11 protein-coding genes, 2 tRNA genes and 3 rRNA genes are annotated in these 22626 nt (G+C 58.0%); all 16 read left to right on the top strand.

Annotated features, from left to right (window positions below; translation table 11 throughout):
• Positions 1 to 5 precede the first annotated feature (5 nt).
• Complete coding sequence (locus HU759_RS25745) at positions 6 to 743, top strand: tetratricopeptide repeat protein (RefSeq protein WP_017139222.1); 738 nt, start codon at positions 6 to 8, stop codon at positions 741 to 743.
• Positions 743 to 1072: a YqcC family protein gene (locus tag HU759_RS25740; RefSeq protein ID WP_017139221.1), complete on the top strand. Its 330-nt coding sequence runs from the start codon at positions 743 to 745 to the stop codon at positions 1070 to 1072. Before HU759_RS25745 ends, HU759_RS25740 begins: the two co-directional genes overlap by 1 nt.
• A 431-nt stretch (positions 1073 to 1503) precedes the next feature.
• On the top strand, positions 1504 to 3228 hold the full coding sequence (locus tag HU759_RS25735) for an acetolactate synthase 3 large subunit (protein ID WP_099547656.1): 1725 nt from the start codon (positions 1504 to 1506) through the stop codon (positions 3226 to 3228).
• A gap of 2 nt (positions 3229 to 3230) precedes the next feature.
• A complete protein-coding gene (gene ilvN / locus HU759_RS25730) occupies positions 3231 to 3722 on the top strand; it encodes an acetolactate synthase small subunit (protein ID WP_003176102.1) in 492 nt (163 codons plus the stop codon).
• A 47-nt stretch (positions 3723 to 3769) separates the two neighbouring features.
• On the top strand, positions 3770 to 4786 hold the full coding sequence (gene ilvC, locus HU759_RS25725; protein WP_003176099.1) for a ketol-acid reductoisomerase: 1017 nt from the start codon (positions 3770 to 3772) through the stop codon (positions 4784 to 4786).
• A gap of 144 nt (positions 4787 to 4930) precedes the next feature.
• On the top strand, positions 4931 to 5788 hold the full coding sequence (gene pssA, locus HU759_RS25720) for a CDP-diacylglycerol--serine O-phosphatidyltransferase (protein WP_017139220.1): 858 nt from the start codon (positions 4931 to 4933) through the stop codon (positions 5786 to 5788).
• A gap of 63 nt (positions 5789 to 5851) precedes the next feature.
• Positions 5852 to 6865 carry a protein-methionine-sulfoxide reductase catalytic subunit MsrP gene (gene msrP / locus HU759_RS25715; protein WP_017139219.1) on the top strand — a complete coding sequence of 338 codons (1014 nt, stop codon included), beginning with the start codon at positions 5852 to 5854 and terminating at the stop codon, positions 6863 to 6865.
• The gene (gene msrQ, locus HU759_RS25710) at positions 6865 to 7485 is read left to right on the top strand and encodes a protein-methionine-sulfoxide reductase heme-binding subunit MsrQ (RefSeq protein ID WP_017139218.1); all 621 of its coding nucleotides are present in this window, start codon (positions 6865 to 6867) and stop codon (positions 7483 to 7485) included. The genes msrP and msrQ overlap by 1 nt, the downstream gene beginning before the upstream one ends.
• Positions 7486 to 7973: 488 nt before the next feature.
• Positions 7974 to 9510 (top strand): 16S ribosomal RNA (locus HU759_RS25705).
• A gap of 122 nt (positions 9511 to 9632) precedes the next feature.
• Positions 9633 to 9709: transfer RNA gene (locus tag HU759_RS25700), tRNA-Ile, on the top strand.
• A gap of 10 nt (positions 9710 to 9719) precedes the next feature.
• Positions 9720 to 9795 (top strand) — tRNA-Ala (locus tag HU759_RS25695).
• A 237-nt stretch (positions 9796 to 10032) separates the two neighbouring features.
• Positions 10033 to 12924: ribosomal RNA gene (locus HU759_RS25690) — 23S ribosomal RNA — on the top strand.
• Between the two features lie 157 nt (positions 12925 to 13081).
• Positions 13082 to 13197 (top strand): 5S ribosomal RNA (gene rrf, locus HU759_RS25685).
• The 16S, 23S and 5S rRNA genes sit together here with 2 tRNA genes alongside, the layout of an rRNA operon.
• A 160-nt stretch (positions 13198 to 13357) precedes the next feature.
• A complete protein-coding gene (recC, locus tag HU759_RS25680; protein WP_186618037.1) occupies positions 13358 to 16810 on the top strand; it encodes an exodeoxyribonuclease V subunit gamma in 3453 nt (1150 codons plus the stop codon).
• Entirely contained in the window at positions 16807 to 20481 is a 3675-nt protein-coding gene (recB, locus tag HU759_RS25675) for an exodeoxyribonuclease V subunit beta (RefSeq protein ID WP_186618039.1), read from the top strand. Before recC ends, recB begins: the two co-directional genes overlap by 4 nt.
• On the top strand, positions 20478 to 22547 hold the full coding sequence (gene recD / locus HU759_RS25670; RefSeq protein ID WP_186618041.1) for an exodeoxyribonuclease V subunit alpha: 2070 nt from the start codon (positions 20478 to 20480) through the stop codon (positions 22545 to 22547). Before recB ends, recD begins: the two co-directional genes overlap by 4 nt.
• The last annotated feature ends 79 nt before the right edge of the window (positions 22548 to 22626 follow it).

Here is a 22626-nt window from a genome sequence, read left to right as displayed (position 1 = left end):
TTCAAGTGAACAAGTTGTGGATTCCAGCTATTACCGCCTTGGTTATGCTCGGCGGTTGCTCCAGCGTGCAGCGCGGTTCGATTCCCGTGGTGGACTCAAGCACGAACGTTTCCAATAACGACCGTATCTCGGCCACTGGCGGTTTCCGTCAGACCGTGGTCAAGCGTCCTGCCCAAGCCACGCCTCAGGCCATACCGCAGGATTCGGGCGTGGTGGTGATGGTACCGGGCGGCGGTGCTGCGACGTCGGCGCCGATCAGTGCCGAGCCTTGGACGCCAGGGCCAAGCACTTCGGGGCCGGCCAACTCCGCGCCGATCCAGACGGCGCCGATCAACCAGGGCACTTACAACATGCCGCCGTCCACGCCGAGCGGTATTCCGTCGTCGTCTAACGCGGGTGGCCTGTCGGCTGACGAGCAACTGGACGGGCCGGTGCTGGCTTTGCTGACCACCGCCCAGCAGCAACAGGCCGGTGGTGACCTGAACGGGGCATCGTCGAGCCTTGAGCGTGCCCAGCGTGTGGCGCCGCGTGAGCCGCAAGTGCTGTATCGCCTGGCCCAGGTGCGCATGGCCCAGGGCGACGCGCCGCAAGCCGAGCAGTTCGCCCGTCGCGGCCTGACCCTGGCCAACGGTCGCCCCGACCTGCAAGCCAACCTGTGGGCTTTGATTGGTGACGCGCGTGCGGCACAAGGCGACGCCGCCGGTGCTGCCCAGGCGCGGCAAAAAGCCAAGGTCAGCCTCTGATGGATGCACGGTTTCCGGCAATTGCCGAACAGCTGTTGCTGATTGAGCGTGAGTTACGTGTGCAGGGTTGGTGGGACGAAGTGCCCCCCAGCGCTGAAGCGCTTAGCAGCGTCGAGCCGTTTTCGGTGGACACCCTGGACTTTCACCAGTGGCTGCAATGGATCTTCCTGGTGCGCATGAAGCAGATCCTCGAGCAGGACCTGCCATTGCCCAATGCTTCGGGGATCCTCGAGATGGCGGAGATGGTTTACGCCGATCGCCCGCTTGAAAGCATAGGCTTACGCAATGCGCTGAAAAAGTTCGACCAATTGATCGTCGACGCTCGTTAATTGCCTGACTGCCGGGTTTTTCGGCAGTCTTGCGCACATTTCTACCGCTTGACGACATTCAGGCGAGTTTTATCCCTCCTCAAACCCCTTTAATCTTCGTTCTCATGCGCTTAGTTGGAAAAAAGCGCAATTATTGCTTGACTTGAAGGGGCTGAAACAGAAGAATCCAAAGTCCGCTGTATCGGGACTGCCAGAAGCAGGCCCGCTCAGCAGATCATGAGGCGCATATCCGCGCCGACCTGTAACACCCGCAACGCGTTACCTCGCGCTGGGTGGGAAAAGCCCGCAACACTTGGGACGATCCCAATACTTGCTCAGTCAGTGCTGACGTAGTCGGCGACCACCGTCGCTCATGCTCTGTTGAGAAGTAAACCTATTAAGACCCGTCGGTTTTTAACGGACGGTATTCTGGCGTTTTAGAGGTGAACAACGTGGAGCTTTTATCTGGCGGTGAGATGCTCGTCCGCTTTTTGCGTGACGAAGGCGTCGACTATATCTACGGGTACCCAGGTGGTGCTCTGCTGCATGTTTACGACGCACTGTTCAAGGAACCGGCTGTTACCCACATCCTGGTTCGCCACGAACAGGCCGCGACCCATATGGCTGACGGCTATGCCCGTGCCACCGGTAAAGCCGGTGTGGTACTGGTAACGTCCGGCCCAGGCGCAACCAATGCCATTACCGGCATCGCGACTGCCTATATGGACTCCATCCCGATGGTGATCATTTCTGGCCAGGTGCCCAGCACCATGGTCGGCACCGACGCATTCCAGGAAACCGACATGATCGGTATCTCCCGGCCGATCGTGAAACACAGCTTCATGATCAAGCACGCGTCGGAAATCCCGGAAGTCATGAAAAAGGCCTTCTACCTCGCACAGTCCGGTCGCCCGGGCCCTGTGGTGGTCGATATCCCGAAAGACATGACCAACCCGGCGGAAAAGTTCGAATACGTCTTCCCGAAAAAAGCCAAGCTGCGTTCCTACAGCCCGGCCGTTCGTGGGCACTCGGGTCAAATCCGCAAGGCGGCAGAAATGCTCTTGGCGGCCAAGCGCCCAGTGCTGTACTCCGGCGGCGGCGTGATTCTGGGCGGCGGTTCTGCACCTCTGACCGAATTGGCCAAGCTGCTTAACCTGCCAGTGACCAACACCTTGATGGGCCTCGGCGCATTCCCGGGTACGGACCGTCAGTTCGTCGGCATGCTTGGCATGCACGGCAGCTACACCGCCAACCTGGCCATGCACCACGCCGACGTAATCCTGGCGGTGGGCGCGCGGTTTGATGACCGTGTGATCAACGGACCGAGCAAGTTTTGCCCGAATGCCAAGATCATCCACATCGACATCGACCCGGCGTCCATCTCCAAGACCATCAAGGCCGACGTGCCGATCGTAGGTCCGGTAGAAAGCGTGCTGACCGAAATGGTTGCGGCGCTCAAGGACATCGGCGAAACGCCGAACAAGGAATCGGTTGCCAGTTGGTGGAAGCAGATCGACGAATGGCGCGGCGACCGCGGCCTGTTCCCTTATGACAAGGGTGACGGCAGCATCATCAAGCCACAAACCGTGATCGAAACCCTGTGCGAAGTGACCAAGGGCGACGCCTTTGTGACCTCCGACGTGGGCCAGCACCAGATGTTCGCTGCGCAGTACTACAAGTTCGACAAGCCTAACCGCTGGATCAACTCCGGTGGCCTGGGCACGATGGGCTTTGGTTTCCCGGCGGCCATGGGTGTGAAACTGAGCTTCCCGGACACCGACGTCGCCTGCGTGACGGGTGAGGGCAGCATCCAGATGAACATCCAGGAACTGTCGACGTGCCTGCAGTACGGTCTTCCGGTGAAGATCGTGTGCTTGAACAACGGCGTGCTGGGCATGGTTCGTCAGTGGCAGGACATGAGCTACAACAGCCGTCACTCCCATTCCTACATGGAATCGCTGCCGGATTTCATCAAGTTGGTTGAAGCCTACGGCCACGTCGGCATGCGCATCACCGATTTGAAAGATCTGAAGCCGAAGATGGAAGAGGCGTTCGCCATGAAGGACCGCCTGGTGTTCCTCGATATTCAAGTGGACACCAGCGAGCACGTCTACCCGATGCAGATCAAAGACGGCTCTATGCGCGACATGTGGCTGAACAAGACGGAGCGTACCTAATCATGCGGCACATTATCTCCCTGCTTCTGGAGAACGAACCCGGCGCTCTGTCTCGTGTTGTCGGCCTGTTTTCGCAACGCAACTACAACATCGAAAGCCTGACCGTGGCGCCGACCGAAGACCCGACCCTGTCGCGCCTGACGTTGACTACTGTTGGTCACGATGAGGTGATCGAGCAGATCACCAAGAACCTCAACAAGCTGATCGAAGTGGTCAAGCTGGTCGACCTGTCGGAAAGTGCCCACATCGAGCGCGAGCTGATGCTGGTCAAGGTCAAGGCCACGGGTGCCCAACGTGCCGAGATCAAACGCACCACCGACATTTATCGCGGGCAGATCGTCGATGTGAGCGCCAGCGTTTATACCGTTCAACTGACCGGTACAAGCGACAAGCTGGACAGCTTCATCCAGTCGATCGGGACGGCCTCGATTCTGGAAACCGTACGCAGTGGTGTCACCGGGATTGCCCGTGGCGACAAAGTACTCAGCATCTAACCCAAATTAGCGAATGGCCTTACGGCCTGGATATATAGAGGAACCTCATGAAAGTTTATTACGATAAAGATTGTGACCTGTCGATCATCCAGGGCAAGAAAGTCGCCATCATCGGCTACGGTTCCCAGGGCCACGCCCAAGCGTGCAACCTGAAAGATTCCGGCGTTGACGTGACTGTTGGCCTGCGCAAAGGCTCGGCCACTGTTGCCAAGGCTGAAGCCCACGGCCTGAAAGTGACTGACGTTGCTTCCGCCGTTGCCGCTGCCGACCTGGTCATGATCCTGACCCCGGACGAATTCCAGTCCGCGCTCTACAAGAACGAAATCGAGCCAAACATCAAGAAAGGCGCCACCCTGGCCTTCTCCCACGGCTTCGCGATTCACTACAACCAGGTTGTGCCACGCGCTGACCTCGACGTGATCATGATCGCGCCGAAAGCGCCGGGCCACACCGTGCGCTCCGAGTTCGTCAAAGGCGGCGGCATCCCTGACCTGATCGCGATCTACCAGGACGCATCCGGCAACGCCAAGAACGTGGCACTGTCCTACGCTGCTGGCGTTGGTGGCGGTCGTACCGGCATCATCGAAACCACCTTCAAGGACGAGACCGAAACCGACCTGTTCGGCGAGCAAGCCGTACTGTGCGGCGGTACCGTTGAGCTGGTCAAAGCCGGTTTCGAAACCCTGGTTGAAGCTGGCTACGCGCCAGAAATGGCCTACTTCGAATGCCTGCACGAACTGAAGCTGATCGTTGACCTCATGTACGAAGGCGGTATCGCCAACATGAACTACTCGATCTCCAACAACGCCGAATACGGCGAGTATGTGACCGGCCCGGAAGTCATCAACGCCGAGTCCCGTCAGGCTATGCGCAACGCCCTGAAACGTATTCAGGACGGCGAATACGCCAAAATGTTCATCAGCGAAGGCGCTACCGGCTACCCTTCGATGACCGCCAAGCGTCGTAACAACGCCGCTCACGGTATCGAAGTGATCGGCGAGCAACTGCGCTCCATGATGCCGTGGATCGGTGCCAACAAGATCGTCGACAAAGCCAAAAACTAAGTCGTACGTATCCAGAAAAAACGCGGCTTAGGCCGCGTTTTTTCGTTTGGGGGCGGGTTCTGGTATAAAGCTGCATCGTTTGCGGGCGAACACGCGCTGCAAGTATTTGTCGAATTCTTTTCACACCGTTGCAAGGTAAAGTCCATGACCGAACGTCCCGAAGAGCCAAACCAGGCCTCTGACGCCGAAAGCCTGCTACCGATCGATGAGCATGTCGAAGAAGGGCATGATGCGGAAGGTCGCAAGGTCCGGCATCGTGGTATCTATCTTCTGCCCAATCTGTTCACCACGGCGAACCTGTTTGCCGGGTTCTACTCCATCATCAACTCCATGAGTGCGCAAAGCGCATTGGCGGCGGGTGATGCGGCGAGTGCCAGCAAGTATTTCGGCTTTGCGGCTATCGCCATCTTCGTGGCCATGGTGCTCGACGGCCTGGATGGCCGGGTGGCGCGCATGACCAATACCCAAAGCGCTTTCGGTGCCGAGTACGACTCGCTGTCGGACATGGTGGCTTTCGGCGTTGCGCCGGCATTGCTGGCATTTGCCTGGGCGCTGGGTGATATGGGCAAGGTCGGCTGGATGGTTGCCTTCATCTATGTCGCCGGCGCGGCGTTGCGTCTGGCGCGCTTTAACACCCAAGTGGGTACTGCTGACAAGCGTTACTTCATCGGCCTGGCCAGCCCGGCGGCGGCAGGTGTGGTGGCAGGTATCGTCTGGGCGTTCAGTGACTACGGCATCCAGGGTTCGAAGATGTCGTTCCTGGTGGCCTTGATGGTTGCAGCCGCCGGCATGCTGATGGTCAGCAATATCAAGTACAACAGCTTCAAGGAGTTTGACCTCAAGGGGCGCGTGCCTTTCGTGGCTATCCTGGTGGTGGTGCTGGTGTTTGCGGTCGTGTTCAGTGATCCGCCACGTATTCTGCTGCTGGCGTTCCTGGTGTATGCCGCGTCGGGGCCGGTTCAATACCTGCTGCACCTGCGCCGCGACAAAACATTGCCTTAATGTAATTTCCCCCATACTCCGCAGTCTATTGGTGCATCAGTTCTCCAATGCTGCGGAGTTGCCATGTTAATCAAAATCCCCAAAGCGTCCGATTGTCATGAATCGGATGTCACGCCTGAATCCTTCTATCTTTCGCGTCGCAGCTTGCTCGGTGGTGCGCTGGCCGGTGTTGCGGCCACTGCGTTGCCGCGTTGGGCGAGTGCCGAAGATGCCGCGCGTTATGCCGATGTCGAGCCGGGCAATGCCCCAGGCTGGTTTGCAGATAAGCTGCCCAGCACCCAATGGCAGGCGGTTACGGTAAAAGACGAAGCCATCACCCCGTTCAAGGACGCCACCCACTACAACAACTTCTATGAGTTCGGTACGGACAAGGGCGACCCGGCGAAGAACGCCGGTTCACTCAAGACCGAACCCTGGAGTGTGGTGATCGATGGGGAAGTCGGTAAACCTGGGCGCTATGCCCTGGAAGACTTCATGAAGCCTTATCAATTGGAAGAGCGTATCTACCGACTGCGTTGTGTCGAGGCGTGGTCGATGGTGATTCCGTGGATGGGCTTTCCTATTTCAGCCTTGCTCAAGCAGGTTGAACCAACCGCTAAAGCCAAGTACATCCGCTTTGAAACGCTGCAGGACCCCAAAAGCATGCCGGGACAGCGCTCCAGCTTCGGCTTGATCGACTGGCCCTATGTAGAAGGGCTGCGTCTGGATGAAGCAATGAATCCGTTGGCGATCCTGGCTGTGGGTATGTATGGGCGGGAGTTGCCGAACCAGAACGGTGCACCACTGCGTCTGGTAGTGCCGTGGAAGTACGGCTTCAAGAGCGTGAAGTCGATTGTGCGGATCAGCCTGGTCAGCGAGCAGCCAAAGACGACTTGGCAAAGCATTGCGGCCAATGAGTATGGGTTCTACGCGAATGTGAACCCGACCGTCGACCATCCTCGCTGGACCCAGGCGCGTGAGCGTCGTTTGCCGAGCGGTCTGTTCAGCCCGAATGTGCGAGAGACGCAGATGTTCAACGGCTATTCGGATGAGGTCGCTTCTCTCTATACGGGCCTCGACCTGCGGAAGAACTACTGATGCGTTATCCGATCTGGCGCATTGGCGTCTTTATAGCCGCGGCGATCTGGCCATTTTTCTGGCTGTATGAGGCGTGGAGCTCTGTGCTCGGGCCTGATCCAGGCAAAGTGTTGATGGATCGGTTGGGGCTTGGGACCCTGATCCTGTTGCTGGTAACGCTAGGTATGACGCCGTTGCAGAAACTCAGCGGGTGGGCAGGGTGGATTGCCGTGCGTCGGCAGCTGGGATTGTGGTGTTTTGCGTATGTGGCACTGCACCTGGCTGCGTACTGCGTATTCATCCTCGGGCTGGATTGGTCGCAGTTCGGCGTCGAGCTGCGTAAGCGGCCCTACATTATTGTCGGTGCGCTGGGGTTCCTTGGCTTATTGGTGCTGGCAGTAACGTCCAATCGTTATAGCCAGCGCCGGTTGGGTAGCCGTTGGAAGAAGCTGCATCGCCTGGTGTACGTGATTCTTGGGCTTGGTTTGTTGCACATGTTGTGGATTGTGCGGGCCGACCTGAAGGAATGGGCGATCTATGCATCTATAGGCGCGCTGCTGCTAGTGCTGCGGATCCCGCCAGTGATGCGCCGGATTCCCCGTCTTATTGCGAAAAAACCACTTTCTGCGACAAAAGCGTAATTAAGGATTGACGGCGTTTTATATCTGTCTATAATTCGCCCCACTTCCGGCGCAGTCGAAACGGAAAACTCCTTGGTAAACAATGAGTTACGAAGTTTTCGGCAGCAAGTTGCTTCAGTTCATCGAAGCCAAAAGGAAGTTGAAAAAGAGGTGTTGACAGCAGCGTGTAACGCTGTAGAATTCGCCTCCCGCTAACGAGAGATCGTAAGCGCAAGTGGTTGAAGTTGTTGAAGAATTCTTCGAAAGCTTCTGAAAATAATCACTTGACAGCAAATGAGGCTGCTGTAGAATGCGCGCCTCGGTTGAGACGAAAGATCTTAACCAACCGCTCTTTAACAACTGAATCAAGCAATTCGTGTGGGTGCTTGTGGAGTCAGACTGATAGTCAACAAGATTATCAGCATCACAAGTTACTCCGCGAGAAATCAAAGATGTAACCAACGATTGCTGAGCCAAGTTTAGGGTTTCTTAAAAACCCAAAGATGTTTGAACTGAAGAGTTTGATCATGGCTCAGATTGAACGCTGGCGGCAGGCCTAACACATGCAAGTCGAGCGGTAGAGAGAAGCTTGCTTCTCTTGAGAGCGGCGGACGGGTGAGTAATGCCTAGGAATCTGCCTGGTAGTGGGGGATAACGTTCGGAAACGGACGCTAATACCGCATACGTCCTACGGGAGAAAGCAGGGGACCTTCGGGCCTTGCGCTATCAGATGAGCCTAGGTCGGATTAGCTAGTTGGTGAGGTAATGGCTCACCAAGGCGACGATCCGTAACTGGTCTGAGAGGATGATCAGTCACACTGGAACTGAGACACGGTCCAGACTCCTACGGGAGGCAGCAGTGGGGAATATTGGACAATGGGCGAAAGCCTGATCCAGCCATGCCGCGTGTGTGAAGAAGGTCTTCGGATTGTAAAGCACTTTAAGTTGGGAGGAAGGGCAGTAAATTAATACTTTGCTGTTTTGACGTTACCGACAGAATAAGCACCGGCTAACTCTGTGCCAGCAGCCGCGGTAATACAGAGGGTGCAAGCGTTAATCGGAATTACTGGGCGTAAAGCGCGCGTAGGTGGTTTGTTAAGTTGGATGTGAAATCCCCGGGCTCAACCTGGGAACTGCATTCAAAACTGACTGACTAGAGTATGGTAGAGGGTGGTGGAATTTCCTGTGTAGCGGTGAAATGCGTAGATATAGGAAGGAACACCAGTGGCGAAGGCGACCACCTGGACTAATACTGACACTGAGGTGCGAAAGCGTGGGGAGCAAACAGGATTAGATACCCTGGTAGTCCACGCCGTAAACGATGTCAACTAGCCGTTGGAAGCCTTGAGCTTTTAGTGGCGCAGCTAACGCATTAAGTTGACCGCCTGGGGAGTACGGCCGCAAGGTTAAAACTCAAATGAATTGACGGGGGCCCGCACAAGCGGTGGAGCATGTGGTTTAATTCGAAGCAACGCGAAGAACCTTACCAGGCCTTGACATCCAATGAACTTTCTAGAGATAGATTGGTGCCTTCGGGAACATTGAGACAGGTGCTGCATGGCTGTCGTCAGCTCGTGTCGTGAGATGTTGGGTTAAGTCCCGTAACGAGCGCAACCCTTGTCCTTAGTTACCAGCACGTCATGGTGGGCACTCTAAGGAGACTGCCGGTGACAAACCGGAGGAAGGTGGGGATGACGTCAAGTCATCATGGCCCTTACGGCCTGGGCTACACACGTGCTACAATGGTCGGTACAGAGGGTTGCCAAGCCGCGAGGTGGAGCTAATCCCACAAAACCGATCGTAGTCCGGATCGCAGTCTGCAACTCGACTGCGTGAAGTCGGAATCGCTAGTAATCGCGAATCAGAATGTCGCGGTGAATACGTTCCCGGGCCTTGTACACACCGCCCGTCACACCATGGGAGTGGGTTGCACCAGAAGTAGCTAGTCTAACCTTCGGGAGGACGGTTACCACGGTGTGATTCATGACTGGGGTGAAGTCGTAACAAGGTAGCCGTAGGGGAACCTGCGGCTGGATCACCTCCTTAATCGACGACATCAGCTGCTCCATAAGTTCCCACACGAATTGCTTGATTCATTGAAGAAGACGATAGAAGCAGCTTTAAGCTCCAAGCTGATAGCTCTTAGCTAATCAGTGACGCTCGAAATTGGGTCTGTAGCTCAGTTGGTTAGAGCGCACCCCTGATAAGGGTGAGGTCGGCAGTTCGAATCTGCCCAGACCCACCAATTTTGTTATGGGGCCATAGCTCAGCTGGGAGAGCGCCTGCCTTGCACGCAGGAGGTCAACGGTTCGATCCCGTTTGGCTCCACCATTAACTGCTTCTGCTGTTAGAGTTTAGAAATGAATATTCTGAAGTGAATATTGATTTCTAGTCTTTGATTAGATCGTTCTTTAAAAATTTGGGTATGTGATAGAAAGATAGACTGAACGTTACTTTCACTGGTAACGGATCAGGCTAAGGTAAAATTTGTGAGTTCTCTTAGTTGAGAAATTCGAATTTTCGGCGAATGTTGTCTTCACAGTATAACCAGATTGCTTGGGGTTATATGGTCAAGTGAAGAAGCGCATACGGTGGATGCCTTGGCAGTCAGAGGCGATGAAAGACGTGGTAGCCTGCGAAAAGCTTCGGGGAGTCGGCAAACAGACTTTGATCCGGAGATGTCTGAATGGGGGAACCCAGCCATCATAAGATGGTTATCTTACGCTGAATACATAGGCGTAAGAGGCGAACCAGGGGAACTGAAACATCTAAGTACCCTGAGGAAAAGAAATCAACCGAGATTCCCTTAGTAGTGGCGAGCGAACGGGGACTAGCCCTTAAGTGGCTTTGAGATTAGCGGAACGCTCTGGAAAGTGCGGCCATAGTGGGTGATAGCCCTGTACGCGAAAATCTCTTAGTCATGAAATCGAGTAGGACGGAGCACGAGAAACTTTGTCTGAATATGGGGGGACCATCCTCCAAGGCTAAATACTACTGACTGACCGATAGTGAACTAGTACCGTGAGGGAAAGGCGAAAAGAACCCCGGAGAGGGGAGTGAAATAGATCCTGAAACCGTATGCGTACAAGCAGTGGGAGCAGACTTTGTTCTGTGACTGCGTACCTTTTGTATAATGGGTCAGCGACTTATTTTCAGTGGCGAGCTTAACCGAATAGGGGAGGCGTAGCGAAAGCGAGTCTTAATAGGGCGTCTAGTCGCTGGGAATAGACCCGAAACCGGGCGATCTATCCATGGGCAGGTTGAAGGTTGGGTAACACTAACTGGAGGACCGAACCGACTACCGTTGAAAAGTTAGCGGATGACCTGTGGATCGGAGTGAAAGGCTAATCAAGCTCGGAGATAGCTGGTTCTCCTCGAAAGCTATTTAGGTAGCGCCTCATGTATCACTGTAGGGGGTAGAGCACTGTTTCGGCTAGGGGGTCATCCCGACTTACCAAACCGATGCAAACTCCGAATACCTACAAGTGCCGAGCATGGGAGACACACGGCGGGTGCTAACGTCCGTCGTGAAAAGGGAAACAACCCAGACCGTCAGCTAAGGTCCCAAAGTTATGGTTAAGTGGGAAACGATGTGGGAAGGCTTAGACAGCTAGGAGGTTGGCTTAGAAGCAGCCACCCTTTAAAGAAAGCGTAATAGCTCACTAGTCGAGTCGGCCTGCGCGGAAGATGTAACGGGGCTCAAACCATACACCGAAGCTACGGGTATCACGTAAGTGATGCGGTAGAGGAGCGTTCTGTAAGCCTGTGAAGGTGAGTTGAGAAGCTTGCTGGAGGTATCAGAAGTGCGAATGCTGACATGAGTAACGACAATGGGTGTGAAAAACACCCACGCCGAAAGACCAAGGTTTCCTGCGCAACGTTAATCGACGCAGGGTTAGTCGGTCCCTAAGGCGAGGCTGAAAAGCGTAGTCGATGGAAAACAGGTTAATATTCCTGTACTTCTGGTTATTGCGATGGAGGGACGGAGAAGGCTAGGCCAGCTTGGCGTTGGTTGTCCAAGTTTAAGGTGGTAGGCTGGAATCTTAGGTAAATCCGGGATTCTAAGGCCGAGAGCTGATGACGAGTTAACTTTTAGTTAACGAAGTGGTTGATGCCATGCTTCCAAGAAAAGCTTCTAAGCTTCAGGTAACCAGGAACCGTACCCCAAACCGACACAGGTGGTTGGGTAGAGAATACCAAGGCGCTTGAGAGAACTCGGGTGAAGGAACTAGGCAAAATGGCACCGTAACTTCGGGAGAAGGTGCGCCGGTGAGGGTGAAGGACTTGCTCCGTAAGCTCATGCCGGTCGAAGATACCAGGCCGCTGCGACTGTTTATTAAAAACACAGCACTCTGCAAACACGAAAGTGGACGTATAGGGTGTGACGCCTGCCCGGTGCCGGAAGGTTAATTGATGGGGTTAGCTAACGCGAAGCTCTTGATCGAAGCCCCGGTAAACGGCGGCCGTAACTATAACGGTCCTAAGGTAGCGAAATTCCTTGTCGGGTAAGTTCCGACCTGCACGAATGGCGTAACGATGGCGGCGCTGTCTCCACCCGAGACTCAGTGAAATTGAAATCGCTGTGAAGATGCAGTGTATCCGCGGCTAGACGGAAAGACCCCGTGAACCTTTACTATAGCTTTGCACTGGACTTTGAATTTGCTTGTGTAGGATAGGTGGGAGGCTTTGAAGCGTGGACGCCAGTCTGCGTGGAGCCAACCTTGAAATACCACCCTGGCAACTTTGAGGTTCTAACTCAGGTCCGTTATCCGGATCGAGGACAGTGTATGGTGGGTAGTTTGACTGGGGCGGTCTCCTCCTAAAGAGTAACGGAGGAGTACGAAGGTGCGCTCAGACCGGTCGGAAATCGGTCGTAGAGTATAAAGGCAAAAGCGCGCTTGACTGCGAGACAGACACGTCGAGCAGGTACGAAAGTAGGTCTTAGTGATCCGGTGGTTCTGTATGGAAGGGCCATCGCTCAACGGATAAAAGGTACTCCGGGGATAACAGGCTGATACCGCCCAAGAGTTCATATCGACGGCGGTGTTTGGCACCTCGATGTCGGCTCATCACATCCTGGGGCTGAAGCCGGTCCCAAGGGTATGGCTGTTCGCCATTTAAAGTGGTACGCGAGCTGGGTTTAGAACGTCGTGAGACAGTTCGGTCCCTATCTGCCGTGGACGTTTGAGATTTGAGAGGGGCTGCTCCTAGTACGAGAGGACCGGAGTGGACGAACCTCTGGTGTTCCGGTTGTCACGCCAGTGGCATTGCCGGGTAGCTATGTTCGGAATAGATAACCGCTGAAAGCATCTAAGCGGGAAACTAGCCTCAAGATGAGATCTCACTGGGACCTTGAGTCCCCTGAAGGGCCGTCGAAGACTACGACGTTGATAGGTTGGGTGTGTAAGCGCTGTGAGGCGTTGAGCTAACCAATACTAATTGCCCGTGAGGCTTGACCATATAACACCCAAGCAATTTGACTACTCGAAAGAGCATCAGATTGCGGTGTGTGAAGACGAGATGAACCGAAAGTTCGACGCTCACAAAACACCGAAAGCTGTCACATACCCAATTTGCTGAAGCGAAGCCATTTGGCTACGACTCAGTACCCGAATTTCTTGACGACCATAGAGCATTGGAACCACCTGATCCCATCCCGAACTCAGTAGTGAAACGATGCATCGCCGATGGTAGTGTGGGGTTTCCCCATGTGAGAGTAGGTCATCGTCAAGATTAAATTCCGAAACCCCATTTGCGAAAGCAGATGGGGTTTTGTTTTGGGCGGTCGAAAAGCGTGGGCACGCAATGTATCAAGCGTTTCCCTGTTGCAGCCTGCCACCGCCTTCAATGCTAAAGTCCATGCCTCGATTTTGCTTTTCCCAAGGAAGCCGTTATGCCGGATGCGACGTCCCTCAGCGCTGGATTCATGGTGGTTCACGGCAACCGCCTGGACGAACTGCGCAGTCTGGTAGTCAGCTGGATGCGCCGTTATCCCCTGGCTCCTCTGGAAAACGAAATTGCTCTGGTCCAAAGCAACGGCATTGCCCAATGGCTCAAGTTGGCCTTGGCAGAAGATCCGGAAGAAGATGATATGGGCGGCTGTGGCATCGCCGCGGCTATCGATGTGCAACTCCCCGGTAGCTTCATGTGGCAGCTCTATCGCATGGTTTTGGGCAAAGACGAAATCCCGCCCAAATCCCTGCTCGATAAGGCCCCGCTGACCTGGCGCCTGATGCGCCTGCTCCCGGAGCTCATCGACCAACCGCACTTCGAGCCCCTGCAGCGCTTTCTCACCGACGACACCGACCTGCGCAAACGCTATCAACTGGCCGAACGCCTGGCCGACTTGTTCGACCAATACCAGGTCTACCGCGCCGACTGGCTGGAAGATTGGGCCGCCGGTCGCCATCAACTGCGCAATGGCCGAGGCGAAGCAAAGCCCCTGAACCCGGCAAATTGTTGGCAGGCCGAACTATGGCGTGCACTGCTATTGGACGTTGGCGAAGAGGGCATGGCCGAAAGCCGTGCCGGTGTTCACCAGCGTTTTATCGAGCGGATCAACACCCTCGAAAAAGCCCCTCAGGGGCTGCCGTCCCGAGTCATCGTTTTCGGCATTTCATCCTTGCCCGCCCAAGCGCTGGAAGCACTCGCCGGCCTGGCACGCTTCAGCCAAGTCCTGCTGTGCGTACACAACCCTTGCCGCCACCACTGGTCCGACATCGTCGCCGACAAAGACCTGCTGCGTAACGAGTACAAACGCCAGGCGCGCAAAGCCGGCATGCCAGTCACCATCGACCCGCAAACCCTGCACCAACATGCGCACCCGTTGCTGGCCGCTTGGGGCAAACAGGGCCGCGACTACATTAGCCTGCTGGACAGCTACGACGACCCCAACAGCTACCGCGCCGCCTTCCGTGATGGCCGCATCGACCTGTTCAGCGACAACGAACCCACCACGTTGCTCAACCAATTGCAGGACGACATCCTCGAACTGCGCCCACTCAATGAAACCCGCGAACTGTGGCCGGGTGTCGATCTAAATCACGACAGCTCCATCCGCTTCCACGTCGCCCACAGCGCCCAACGCGAAGTGGAAATCCTCCATGACCAATTGCTCCAACGCTTCAGCGCCGACCCCACACTGCGCCCGCGTGACATCATCGTCATGGTCCCCGACGTCGACAGCTACGCGCCGCACATCCGCGCCGTCTTCGGCCAGCTTGAGCGAAACGACCCACGCTTCATCCCGTTCACCCTCACCGACCAAGGCCAACGCGGCCGCGATCCGCTGCTGATCGCCGTCGAACACCTGCTAAAACTTCCAGATAGCCGCTTCCCCGTCAGCGAAATCCTCGACCTGCTCGACGTCCCCGCCTTGCGCGAACGTTTTGCCATCAAGGAGCGCGATCTGCCCACGCTGCACCGCTGGATCGAAGGCGCCGGCATTCGCTGGGGCCTCAACGCCGAACAGCGCGCCGGCCTCGGCCTCCCCCAGGAGCTTGAGCAAAACAGCTGGCGATTCGGCCTGCGCCGTATGTTGCTGGGCTATGCCGTGGGCACTGGAATCGCCTGTGACGGTATTGAGCCCTACGATGAAATCGGCGGGCTGGACGCCGCGTTGATCGGCCCACTGGTCGCCTTGCTCGATGCGCTAAACCACGCCCATCAAGCCTTGTCACAACCGGCAAGCCCCCCAGAATGGGGCGAGCGCCTGCAACGCCTGATGCAGCTGTTCTTCCTGCCCAGCAGCGAGCACGACGACTATCTACTCGGCCAACTCGAACAGCTGCGAGAAGACTGGCTGGAAACCTGCGAGTCCGTCGGCCTGCAGGACGAGTTACCCCTTACCGTCGTCCGCGAAGCCTGGCTCGCCGGCCTGGACCAAGGCCGCCTGTCCCAGCGCTTCCTTGCTGGGGCTGTCAATTTTTGCACCCTGATGCCCATGCGCGCCATCCCGTTCAAACTGGTCTGCCTGCTCGGCATGAACGACGGCGACTACCCGCGAGCCCAGCCACCGTTGGACTTCGACCTGATGGGCAGCGACTACCGCCCCGGCGACCGTTCACGCCGCGAAGACGATCGTTACCTGCTGCTCGAAGCGCTGCTGTCCGCCCGCGATCAGCTCTATATCAGCTGGGTAGGCCGCAGCATCCGCGACAACAGTGATCGCCCGGCCTCGGTATTGATCGGCCAGTTGCGTGACCACCTCGCCAGCGGCTGGCATAACGCAGACACACAAGAACCGTTGCTGGAAGCCATGACCCAGGAGCACCCACTCCAACCCTTCAGCGCCCGCTATTTCCACGAAGGTGATGCGCTGTTCAGCTACGCCCGCGAATGGCAATTGCTCCATCAAGCACCCGTGGCCACGGCTACAGAAGAACACTTGGCAGAGCACCACCAGGAAGAACCTCTGAGCCTCGGTCAGTTGCAAGACTTTGTGCGCAACCCCGTCAAACACTTCTTCAGCCAGCGTCTGAAAGTGTTCTTCGAAGCCGCCGAAGTCCCGCTGGCCGATGAAGAACCTTTCGTTCTCGATGCCTTGCAACGCTACAGCCTCAGCGACAGCCTGCTCAATGCAGCCTTGGCCCAGCCCGATCACATAGACCAGGCCCTGAATGCCCAAGCCCTGCGCCTGCAAGGCAGTGGCCTGCTGCCCATGGTCGGTTTCGGCGAATGCCTGCGTAATGAATTGGTCGAGCCATTGCCCGATCTACTGCAGCGTTATCAACACTTACTGGCGCTCTGGCCTACGCCACAAACCGCTGCCGAACCGATCAGTTTTGAGCATCAAGGCATTGAACTCGAAGGCTGGATCAGTGGCCTGCATCGGCGCAGTGATGGCGGATTGTTAAGCGTCACCACCATCCCCAACAGCATTGGCTCGATCAAGACCCGCAAGTGGCATCGACTGATCCGCCCGTGGGTCAATCATGTGGTGGCCTGCGCCTGCGGCTTGCCACTCAGTACCGGGCTGGTCGCCAGTGACGACACCCTGCTGCTGGCCCCGCTGGAAAAAACCGTCGCCCAGGAAATACTCGGCAACCTTTTACTGGCCTGGCACACCGGCATGCGCAAACCACTGCCCGTCGCCGTGAAAACCGCCTTCGCCTGGCTCGGCCAAACCGACCCCGACAAGGCCCAGGCGGCAGCCAGCAAAGCCTACGAAGGTGACGGCCTGACCACCGACGGCGAACGCCGCGAAACCCCGGCGCTCACCCGCCAATTCCCGGATTACGCCACGCTCATCGCCAGCGAAGAATTCGAAGGTTGGGCCGAAACCCTGTATCGGCCCTTGATCAACGCCCCATGGCGATCACTCAGCAGCGAGGAGGCCAGCGCATGATCAGTAAACCTTTGGCCCTGGCCTTCCCACTCAAAGGCAGCCAGCTGATTGAAGCCAGCGCCGGCACCGGCAAGACCTTCACCATTTCCGCCCTGTACCTGCGCCTGGTGCTTGGTCACGGTGGTGAAGAATCCGGCTTTGGTCGTGAACTGCTGCCACCGCAAATCCTGGTGGTGACCTTCACCGACGCCGCCACCAAAGAGCTGCGCGAACGCATCCGCATCCGCCTCGCCGAAGCCGCGCGGTTCTTCCGCGACGAAATTGAGCAACCGGACGCCCTGATCGCCGACCTGCGTGACCAATACCTTCCCGAGCAATGGCCTGCCTGTGCCAACCGCCTGGACATCGCCGCCCAATGGATGGACGAAGCTGCCGTCTCGACCATCCACAGTTGGTGCCAGCGCATGCTGCGCGAACACGCGTTCGACAGCGGCAGCCTGTTCACCCAAACCCTGGAAACCGACCACAGCGACCTGCTCGGCGAAGTGCTGCGCGATTACTGGCGGCTGTTCTGCTACCCAATGCACGACGACGCACTCAACTGGGTGCGCAAAAACTGGAGCGGCCCCGCCGCGCTGATGCCACGCGTGCGTGCGCTGTTCGGCAGCGAGCGGCCCACCGATGAAACCCGTGAGCCGGCCGAATTGATCAACGCTTGCTTGCAAGAGCGCCGCCAAGCGCTGGTCGCGCTCAAGGCGCCCTGGCAACAATGGGCCATCGAGCTGCGCGATATCTGCCTGCAAGCCGTCGCCGCCAAAGCCGTCGACGGCCGCAAGATGCAGGCGCGTTACTTCGAACCCTGGTTCGAAAAGATCAGCGCCTGGGCCGCTGACGAAACCCTCGAACAACTCGACATCGGCACCGGCTTCACCCGCCTTACGCCCGATGGCATGGCCGAAGCCTGGAAGGGCGAGCCGCCGCGCCACCCTGGCATCGACGCCATGGCCAGCCTCAAGGCCAGCCTCGACGCGCTGCCAACCCCCGATGCCGCCGTGTTGCAACACGCCGCCGGTTGGGTCGGTAAACGCTTCGAAGAAGAAAAACGCCGCCGCGCCGAAATGGGCTTCGACGACATGCTCATCCGCCTCAACGCCGCCCTGCAAGCCGACGGCGGCGAGCGCTTGGCCAATGTGATCCGTGAGCAATTCCCGGTCGCCCTGATCGACGAATTCCAGGACACCGACCCGGTGCAATACAGCATCTTCGACAGCATCTACCGCATCGAAGAAAACCACCTAGACAGTGGCCTGTTCCTGATCGGCGACCCCAAACAGGCCATCTACGCCTTCCGTGGCGCCGACATCTACACCTACCTGCGCGCCCGCCAGTCCACCACCGGCCGCCATCACACCCTGGGCACCAACTTCCGTTCCAGCCACGCGATGGTCGAAGCGGTCAACCATGTGTTCCAGCGTGCCGAGACCGGCCGTGGCGCGTTCCTGTTCCGTGAGCCAAATGGCGACAACCCGGTGCCGTTCCACTCGGTGTTGTCCCAAGGCCGCAAAGAGCAGTTGCAGGTCGATGGCCAAACCTTGCCGGCGATGAACCTCTGGCACCTGCCCACCGATCAGCCGATTTCCAACGCGGTCTATCGCCAACAACTCGCGGCGGCCTGCGCTGCGCAAATTGTTGAGTTGCTCAATGGCGGGCAGCAGGGCCGCGCGGGTTTCCTACAACCGGATGGCAGCTTAAAAGGCGTATTTCCGTCAGACATCGCCATCCTGGTGCGCGACGGCAAGGAAGCCCAAGCCGTGCGCGCCGAGCTGGCCGCCCGTGGCGTGCGCAGCGTTTATCTGTCTGACAAGGATTCGGTGTTCGCCGCCCAGGAAGCCCATGACCTGCTGGCCTGGCTCAAGGCCTGCGCCGAGCCGGACGTCGAGCGCCCACTGCGCGCCGCCCTGGCCTGCGTCACCCTGAACCTGTCACTGGCGGAACTGGAGCGTCTGAACCAGGACGAACTGGCGTGGGAAACCCGCGTGATGCAGTTCCGTGGTTATCGCGCGATCTGGCGTACCCAAGGCGTGCTGCCGATGCTGCGACGCCTGCTGCATGATTTCAAACTGCCGCAAACCCTGATCGCCCGCAGTGACGGCGAACGCGTATTGACCAACCTGTTGCACCTGAGCGAACTGCTGCAACAGGCCGCGTCAGAGCTGGATGGCGAGCAAGCATTGATTCGCCACCTGGCCGAACACCTGGCACTGTCGGGCCAGGCCGGTGAAGAACAGATTCTGCGCCTGGAAAGCGACGAACAACTGGTCAAGGTGGTGACCATCCACAAATCCAAGGGCCTGGAATACGACCTGGTCTTCTTGCCGTTTATCTGCTCGGCCAAGCCGGTGGATGGCAGCCGCTTGCCGCTGCATTACCACGACGAACAGGGCAAATCCCAAGTCAGCCTGCGGCCGACCGCCGAGCTGATTGCCCAAGCCGACGACGAGCGCCTGGCCGAAGACCTGCGGTTGTTCTACGTCGCCCTCACGCGCGCCAAACACGCGTGCTGGTTGGGCATTGCCGACCTCAAACGTGGCAATAACAGCAGCTCGGTCTTGCACCTGTCCGCGCTGGGTTATCTGCTCGGTGGCGGTGCCTCGTTGGGCGAATCCGCCGGTTTGGCGCGCTGGCTGCTGGACTTGCAGGAGGGCTGCGCTGCCATCCACTACACCCACGTGCCCGACGCGCAAGACAGCCTGTTCCACCCGCCGCGTAACGAGGCTACCTTGCTGGCACCGCTACTGCCCACGCGCAAAGCCGCTGAAAACTGGTGGATCGCTTCTTACAGTGCGCTAAGAATTGGCGACAGCATGAGCGCCGCTAATCTAGAAGCACCAGAAAGCCCACAAGCCCAGAAGCTGTTCGACGACGAACGCCTCGACCCCGACGCACCGCGTGAAGTGGCAGCGTCTGGCGGCGACATTCACCGTTTCCCACGTGGCCCTAACCCCGGCACCTTTCTCCATGGTCTGTTGGAATGGGCGGGCGAGGAAGGCTTCAACGTGACGCCCGAGGCCATCGAAAAAGCCGTGGGCGCCCGCTGTAATCGGCGCAACTGGGAAGGCTGGATCGTCACCCTCAGCGGCTGGCTCGGCCATTTGCTGCAAACGCCGCTGCCGGTAGATAACGATCTAGTCGCCCTCAGCAGCCTGCAGCACTACCAGATCGAAATGGAGTTCTGGTTCGCCAGCCACAAAGTCGACGTGCTGGCCCTCGACAAGCTAGTGTGCCAGCACACTCACAACGGTGTGTCCCGAGTGGCCGCCGAACCGGTGCTGCTCAACGGTATGTTCAAGGGTTTTATCGACCTGACGTTCGAACACGACGGCCGTTATTACGTGGCCGACTACAAATCCAACTGGCTCGGCCCTGACGATTCGGCCTACACGCAGGACGCCATGGAACAGTCGATCCTCGAGCATCGGTACGACCTGCAATACGTACTTTACCAGCTGGCCCTGCACCGCCAGCTGAAGGCGCGCCTGCCGGATTACGACTACGACCGCCATGTCGGCGGCGCGCTGTACCTGTTCCTGCGGGGCACCCAGGCCACCAGCCAGGGCGCGTATTTCACCCGGCCGCCACGTGAGCTGATCGAAGGCTTGGACCTGCTGTTCCAGGGCAAACCCATACCGCCCAAGGTTGAGCCCGCCTGGGAACAAGGAGTGCTGCTATGAGCCTGTCGCCCTTACCGCTTGAGGACCTGATGCCCCTCAGTCGCGCCGCCGACCTGTTGCAGTTGTTGGAACGCTGGGTTGACCGTGGCTGGCTGCGCGCATTGGACAAAGCCTTCGTCGGTTTCCTCCACGAACTCGACCCGCAGGCCGACCCGCTGGTATTGCTGGCCGCCGCATTGACCAGCCACCAATTGGGCCATGGCCACGTCTGCCTGGACTTGTTCGAAACCCTTAAAGCGCCAGACTTTGCCCTGTCATTGCCACCCGAAGGCGACCTGCAAACCGGCGCCATGTTGCTGCCCTCGCAATTGCTCGACGGCCTTGATGGCGCCCACTGGTGCCAGGCGCTGGCCGCCAGCCACTTGGTCGCGCTGGCTGTTGATGGCACTGAATCGGCCCAAAGCCGCCCGCTGGTGCTGTCCGGCAAACGCCTGTATTTGCGCCGCTATTGGACCTACGAACGGCGCATCGACACGGCGTTGCGCCTGCGCCTGGCCACCCTGGAAACCGTCGCCACTGATTTGCCGCAACGCCTGAACACCTTGTTCGATCAAGCGCCGCCGGACGGCGTGATCGACTGGCAAAAACTTGCCTGCGCCCTGGCCACACGCGGTGCCTTCAGCATCGTCACCGGCGGCCCCGGCACCGGCAAAACCACCACTGTAGTGCGCCTGCTCGCGCTGCTGCAGGCCCCGGCCGTAGAGGCCAACAGCCCATTGCGCATCCGCCTCGCCGCGCCCACGGGCAAAGCCGCTGCGCGCCTCACCGAATCCATCAGCCAGCAAGTGTTGTCGCTGAATGTGCCGGACAGCGTGCGGGAAAAAATCCCCACCCAGGTCACCACGGTTCACCGCCTGCTCGGCAGCCGCCCCGGCACGCGACATTTTCGGCATCACCTCGGCAACCCGTTGCCATTGGATGTGCTGGTGGTGGACGAAGCCTCGATGATCGACCTGGAAATGATGGCCAACCTGCTGGACGCGTTGCCGCCCCACGCACGCCTGGTATTGCTCGGGGACAAAGACCAACTCGCTTCGGTCGAAGCCGGTGCGGTGCTCGGCGACTTGTGCCGTGATGCCGAGGCCGGCTGGTACAGCCCCGACACACGCCAATGGCTGCAAGCCGTCAGCGGCGAAGACCTCAGCGCCAGCGGCCTGCAGGAAGATCTCGATGGCAGTCATCCGCTCGCCCAGCAAGTGGTCATGCTGCGCTATTCGCGACGCTTCGGCGAAGGCAGTGGCATCGGCCAACTGGCGCGTTGGGTTAACCAGCAAAATGCCGAAGAGGCGCGCAGACTGCTTGCCGCGCGCAGCCACAACGACCTGTTCTGCCTCAGCCTCAAGGGCGAACACGATCACGCGCTTGAGCGCCTGGTGCTGGACGGGCAGGGCGACGACGCCCAGGGTTATCGCTATTACCTCAACCTGCTGCACAGCGCGCGCCCGGCCCTCGACACAGCGCGCGAAGACGCCGCCTGGACCCACTGGGCGCAACAACTATTGCAAGCCTTCGACGCCTTCCAACTACTCTGCGCCGTGCGCAAAGGCCCATGGGGCGTGGAAGGTTTAAACCAGCGCATCACCGCCGCCTTGCGCAAAGTGCGGCTGATCGAAGGCGATGACCAATGGTACGAAGGCCGCCCGGTATTGATGACGCGCAACGACTACGGCCTGGGCTTGATGAACGGCGACATCGGCATCGCCCTCAAACTGCCCGAAAGCGACGGCGGCCCACAGGTGCTGCGTGTGGCTTTCCCACGCAACGATGGCCAGGGTGGGGTGCGTTTTGTACTGCCCAGCCGTCTGAATGATGTGGAAACCGTGTACGCCATGACCGTGCACAAATCCCAGGGCTCCGAATTCACTCACACGGCGCTGATCCTGCCCGATGCGCTGAACCCGGTGCTGACCAAAGAGCTGATCTACACCGGCATCACCCGCGCCAAACGCTGGTTCAGTTTGATCGAACCGCGAGGCGGGGTGTTTGAAGAAGCGGTGCGGCGCAAGGTCAAACGCCTGAGCGGGTTGATGCTGGAGTTGGATGCCGCCCTCGATAAAACTGACTGATTGGTCATTAAATATTTCTGGTTTAGTTGTCTGATTTTTCTGAAAATATAGCGGGCTTTGATAAACCCCCAGTTCGTGG

The sequence above is a fragment of the Pseudomonas sp. OE 28.3 genome, assembly GCF_014268205.2.
GTDB lineage: Bacteria > Pseudomonadota > Gammaproteobacteria > Pseudomonadales > Pseudomonadaceae > Aquipseudomonas > Aquipseudomonas edaphica.
The sequence above is the reverse complement of the archived record's forward strand: the minus strand, read 5'-3'. Positions and strand labels throughout refer to the sequence as shown.

Excerpts from the sequence above, each read along its gene's own strand:
- msrP (WP_017139219.1), top strand. The coding sequence starts at position 5,852 with ATGTTAATCAAAATCCCCAAAGCGTCCGATTGTCATGAATCGGATGTC.
- recB (WP_186618039.1), top strand. The coding sequence starts at position 16,807 with ATGATCAGTAAACCTTTGGCCCTGGCCTTCCCACTCAAAGGCAGCCAG.
- msrQ (WP_017139218.1), top strand. The coding sequence starts at position 6,865 with ATGCGTTATCCGATCTGGCGCATTGGCGTCTTTATAGCCGCGGCGATC.
- HU759_RS25740 (WP_017139221.1), top strand. The coding sequence starts at position 743 with ATGGATGCACGGTTTCCGGCAATTGCCGAACAGCTGTTGCTGATTGAG.
- recD (WP_186618041.1), top strand. The coding sequence starts at position 20,478 with ATGAGCCTGTCGCCCTTACCGCTTGAGGACCTGATGCCCCTCAGTCGC.
- pssA (WP_017139220.1), top strand. The coding sequence starts at position 4,931 with ATGACCGAACGTCCCGAAGAGCCAAACCAGGCCTCTGACGCCGAAAGC.
- ilvC (WP_003176099.1), top strand. The coding sequence starts at position 3,770 with ATGAAAGTTTATTACGATAAAGATTGTGACCTGTCGATCATCCAGGGC.
- ilvN (WP_003176102.1), top strand. The coding sequence starts at position 3,231 with ATGCGGCACATTATCTCCCTGCTTCTGGAGAACGAACCCGGCGCTCTG.
- recC (WP_186618037.1), top strand. The coding sequence starts at position 13,358 with ATGCCGGATGCGACGTCCCTCAGCGCTGGATTCATGGTGGTTCACGGC.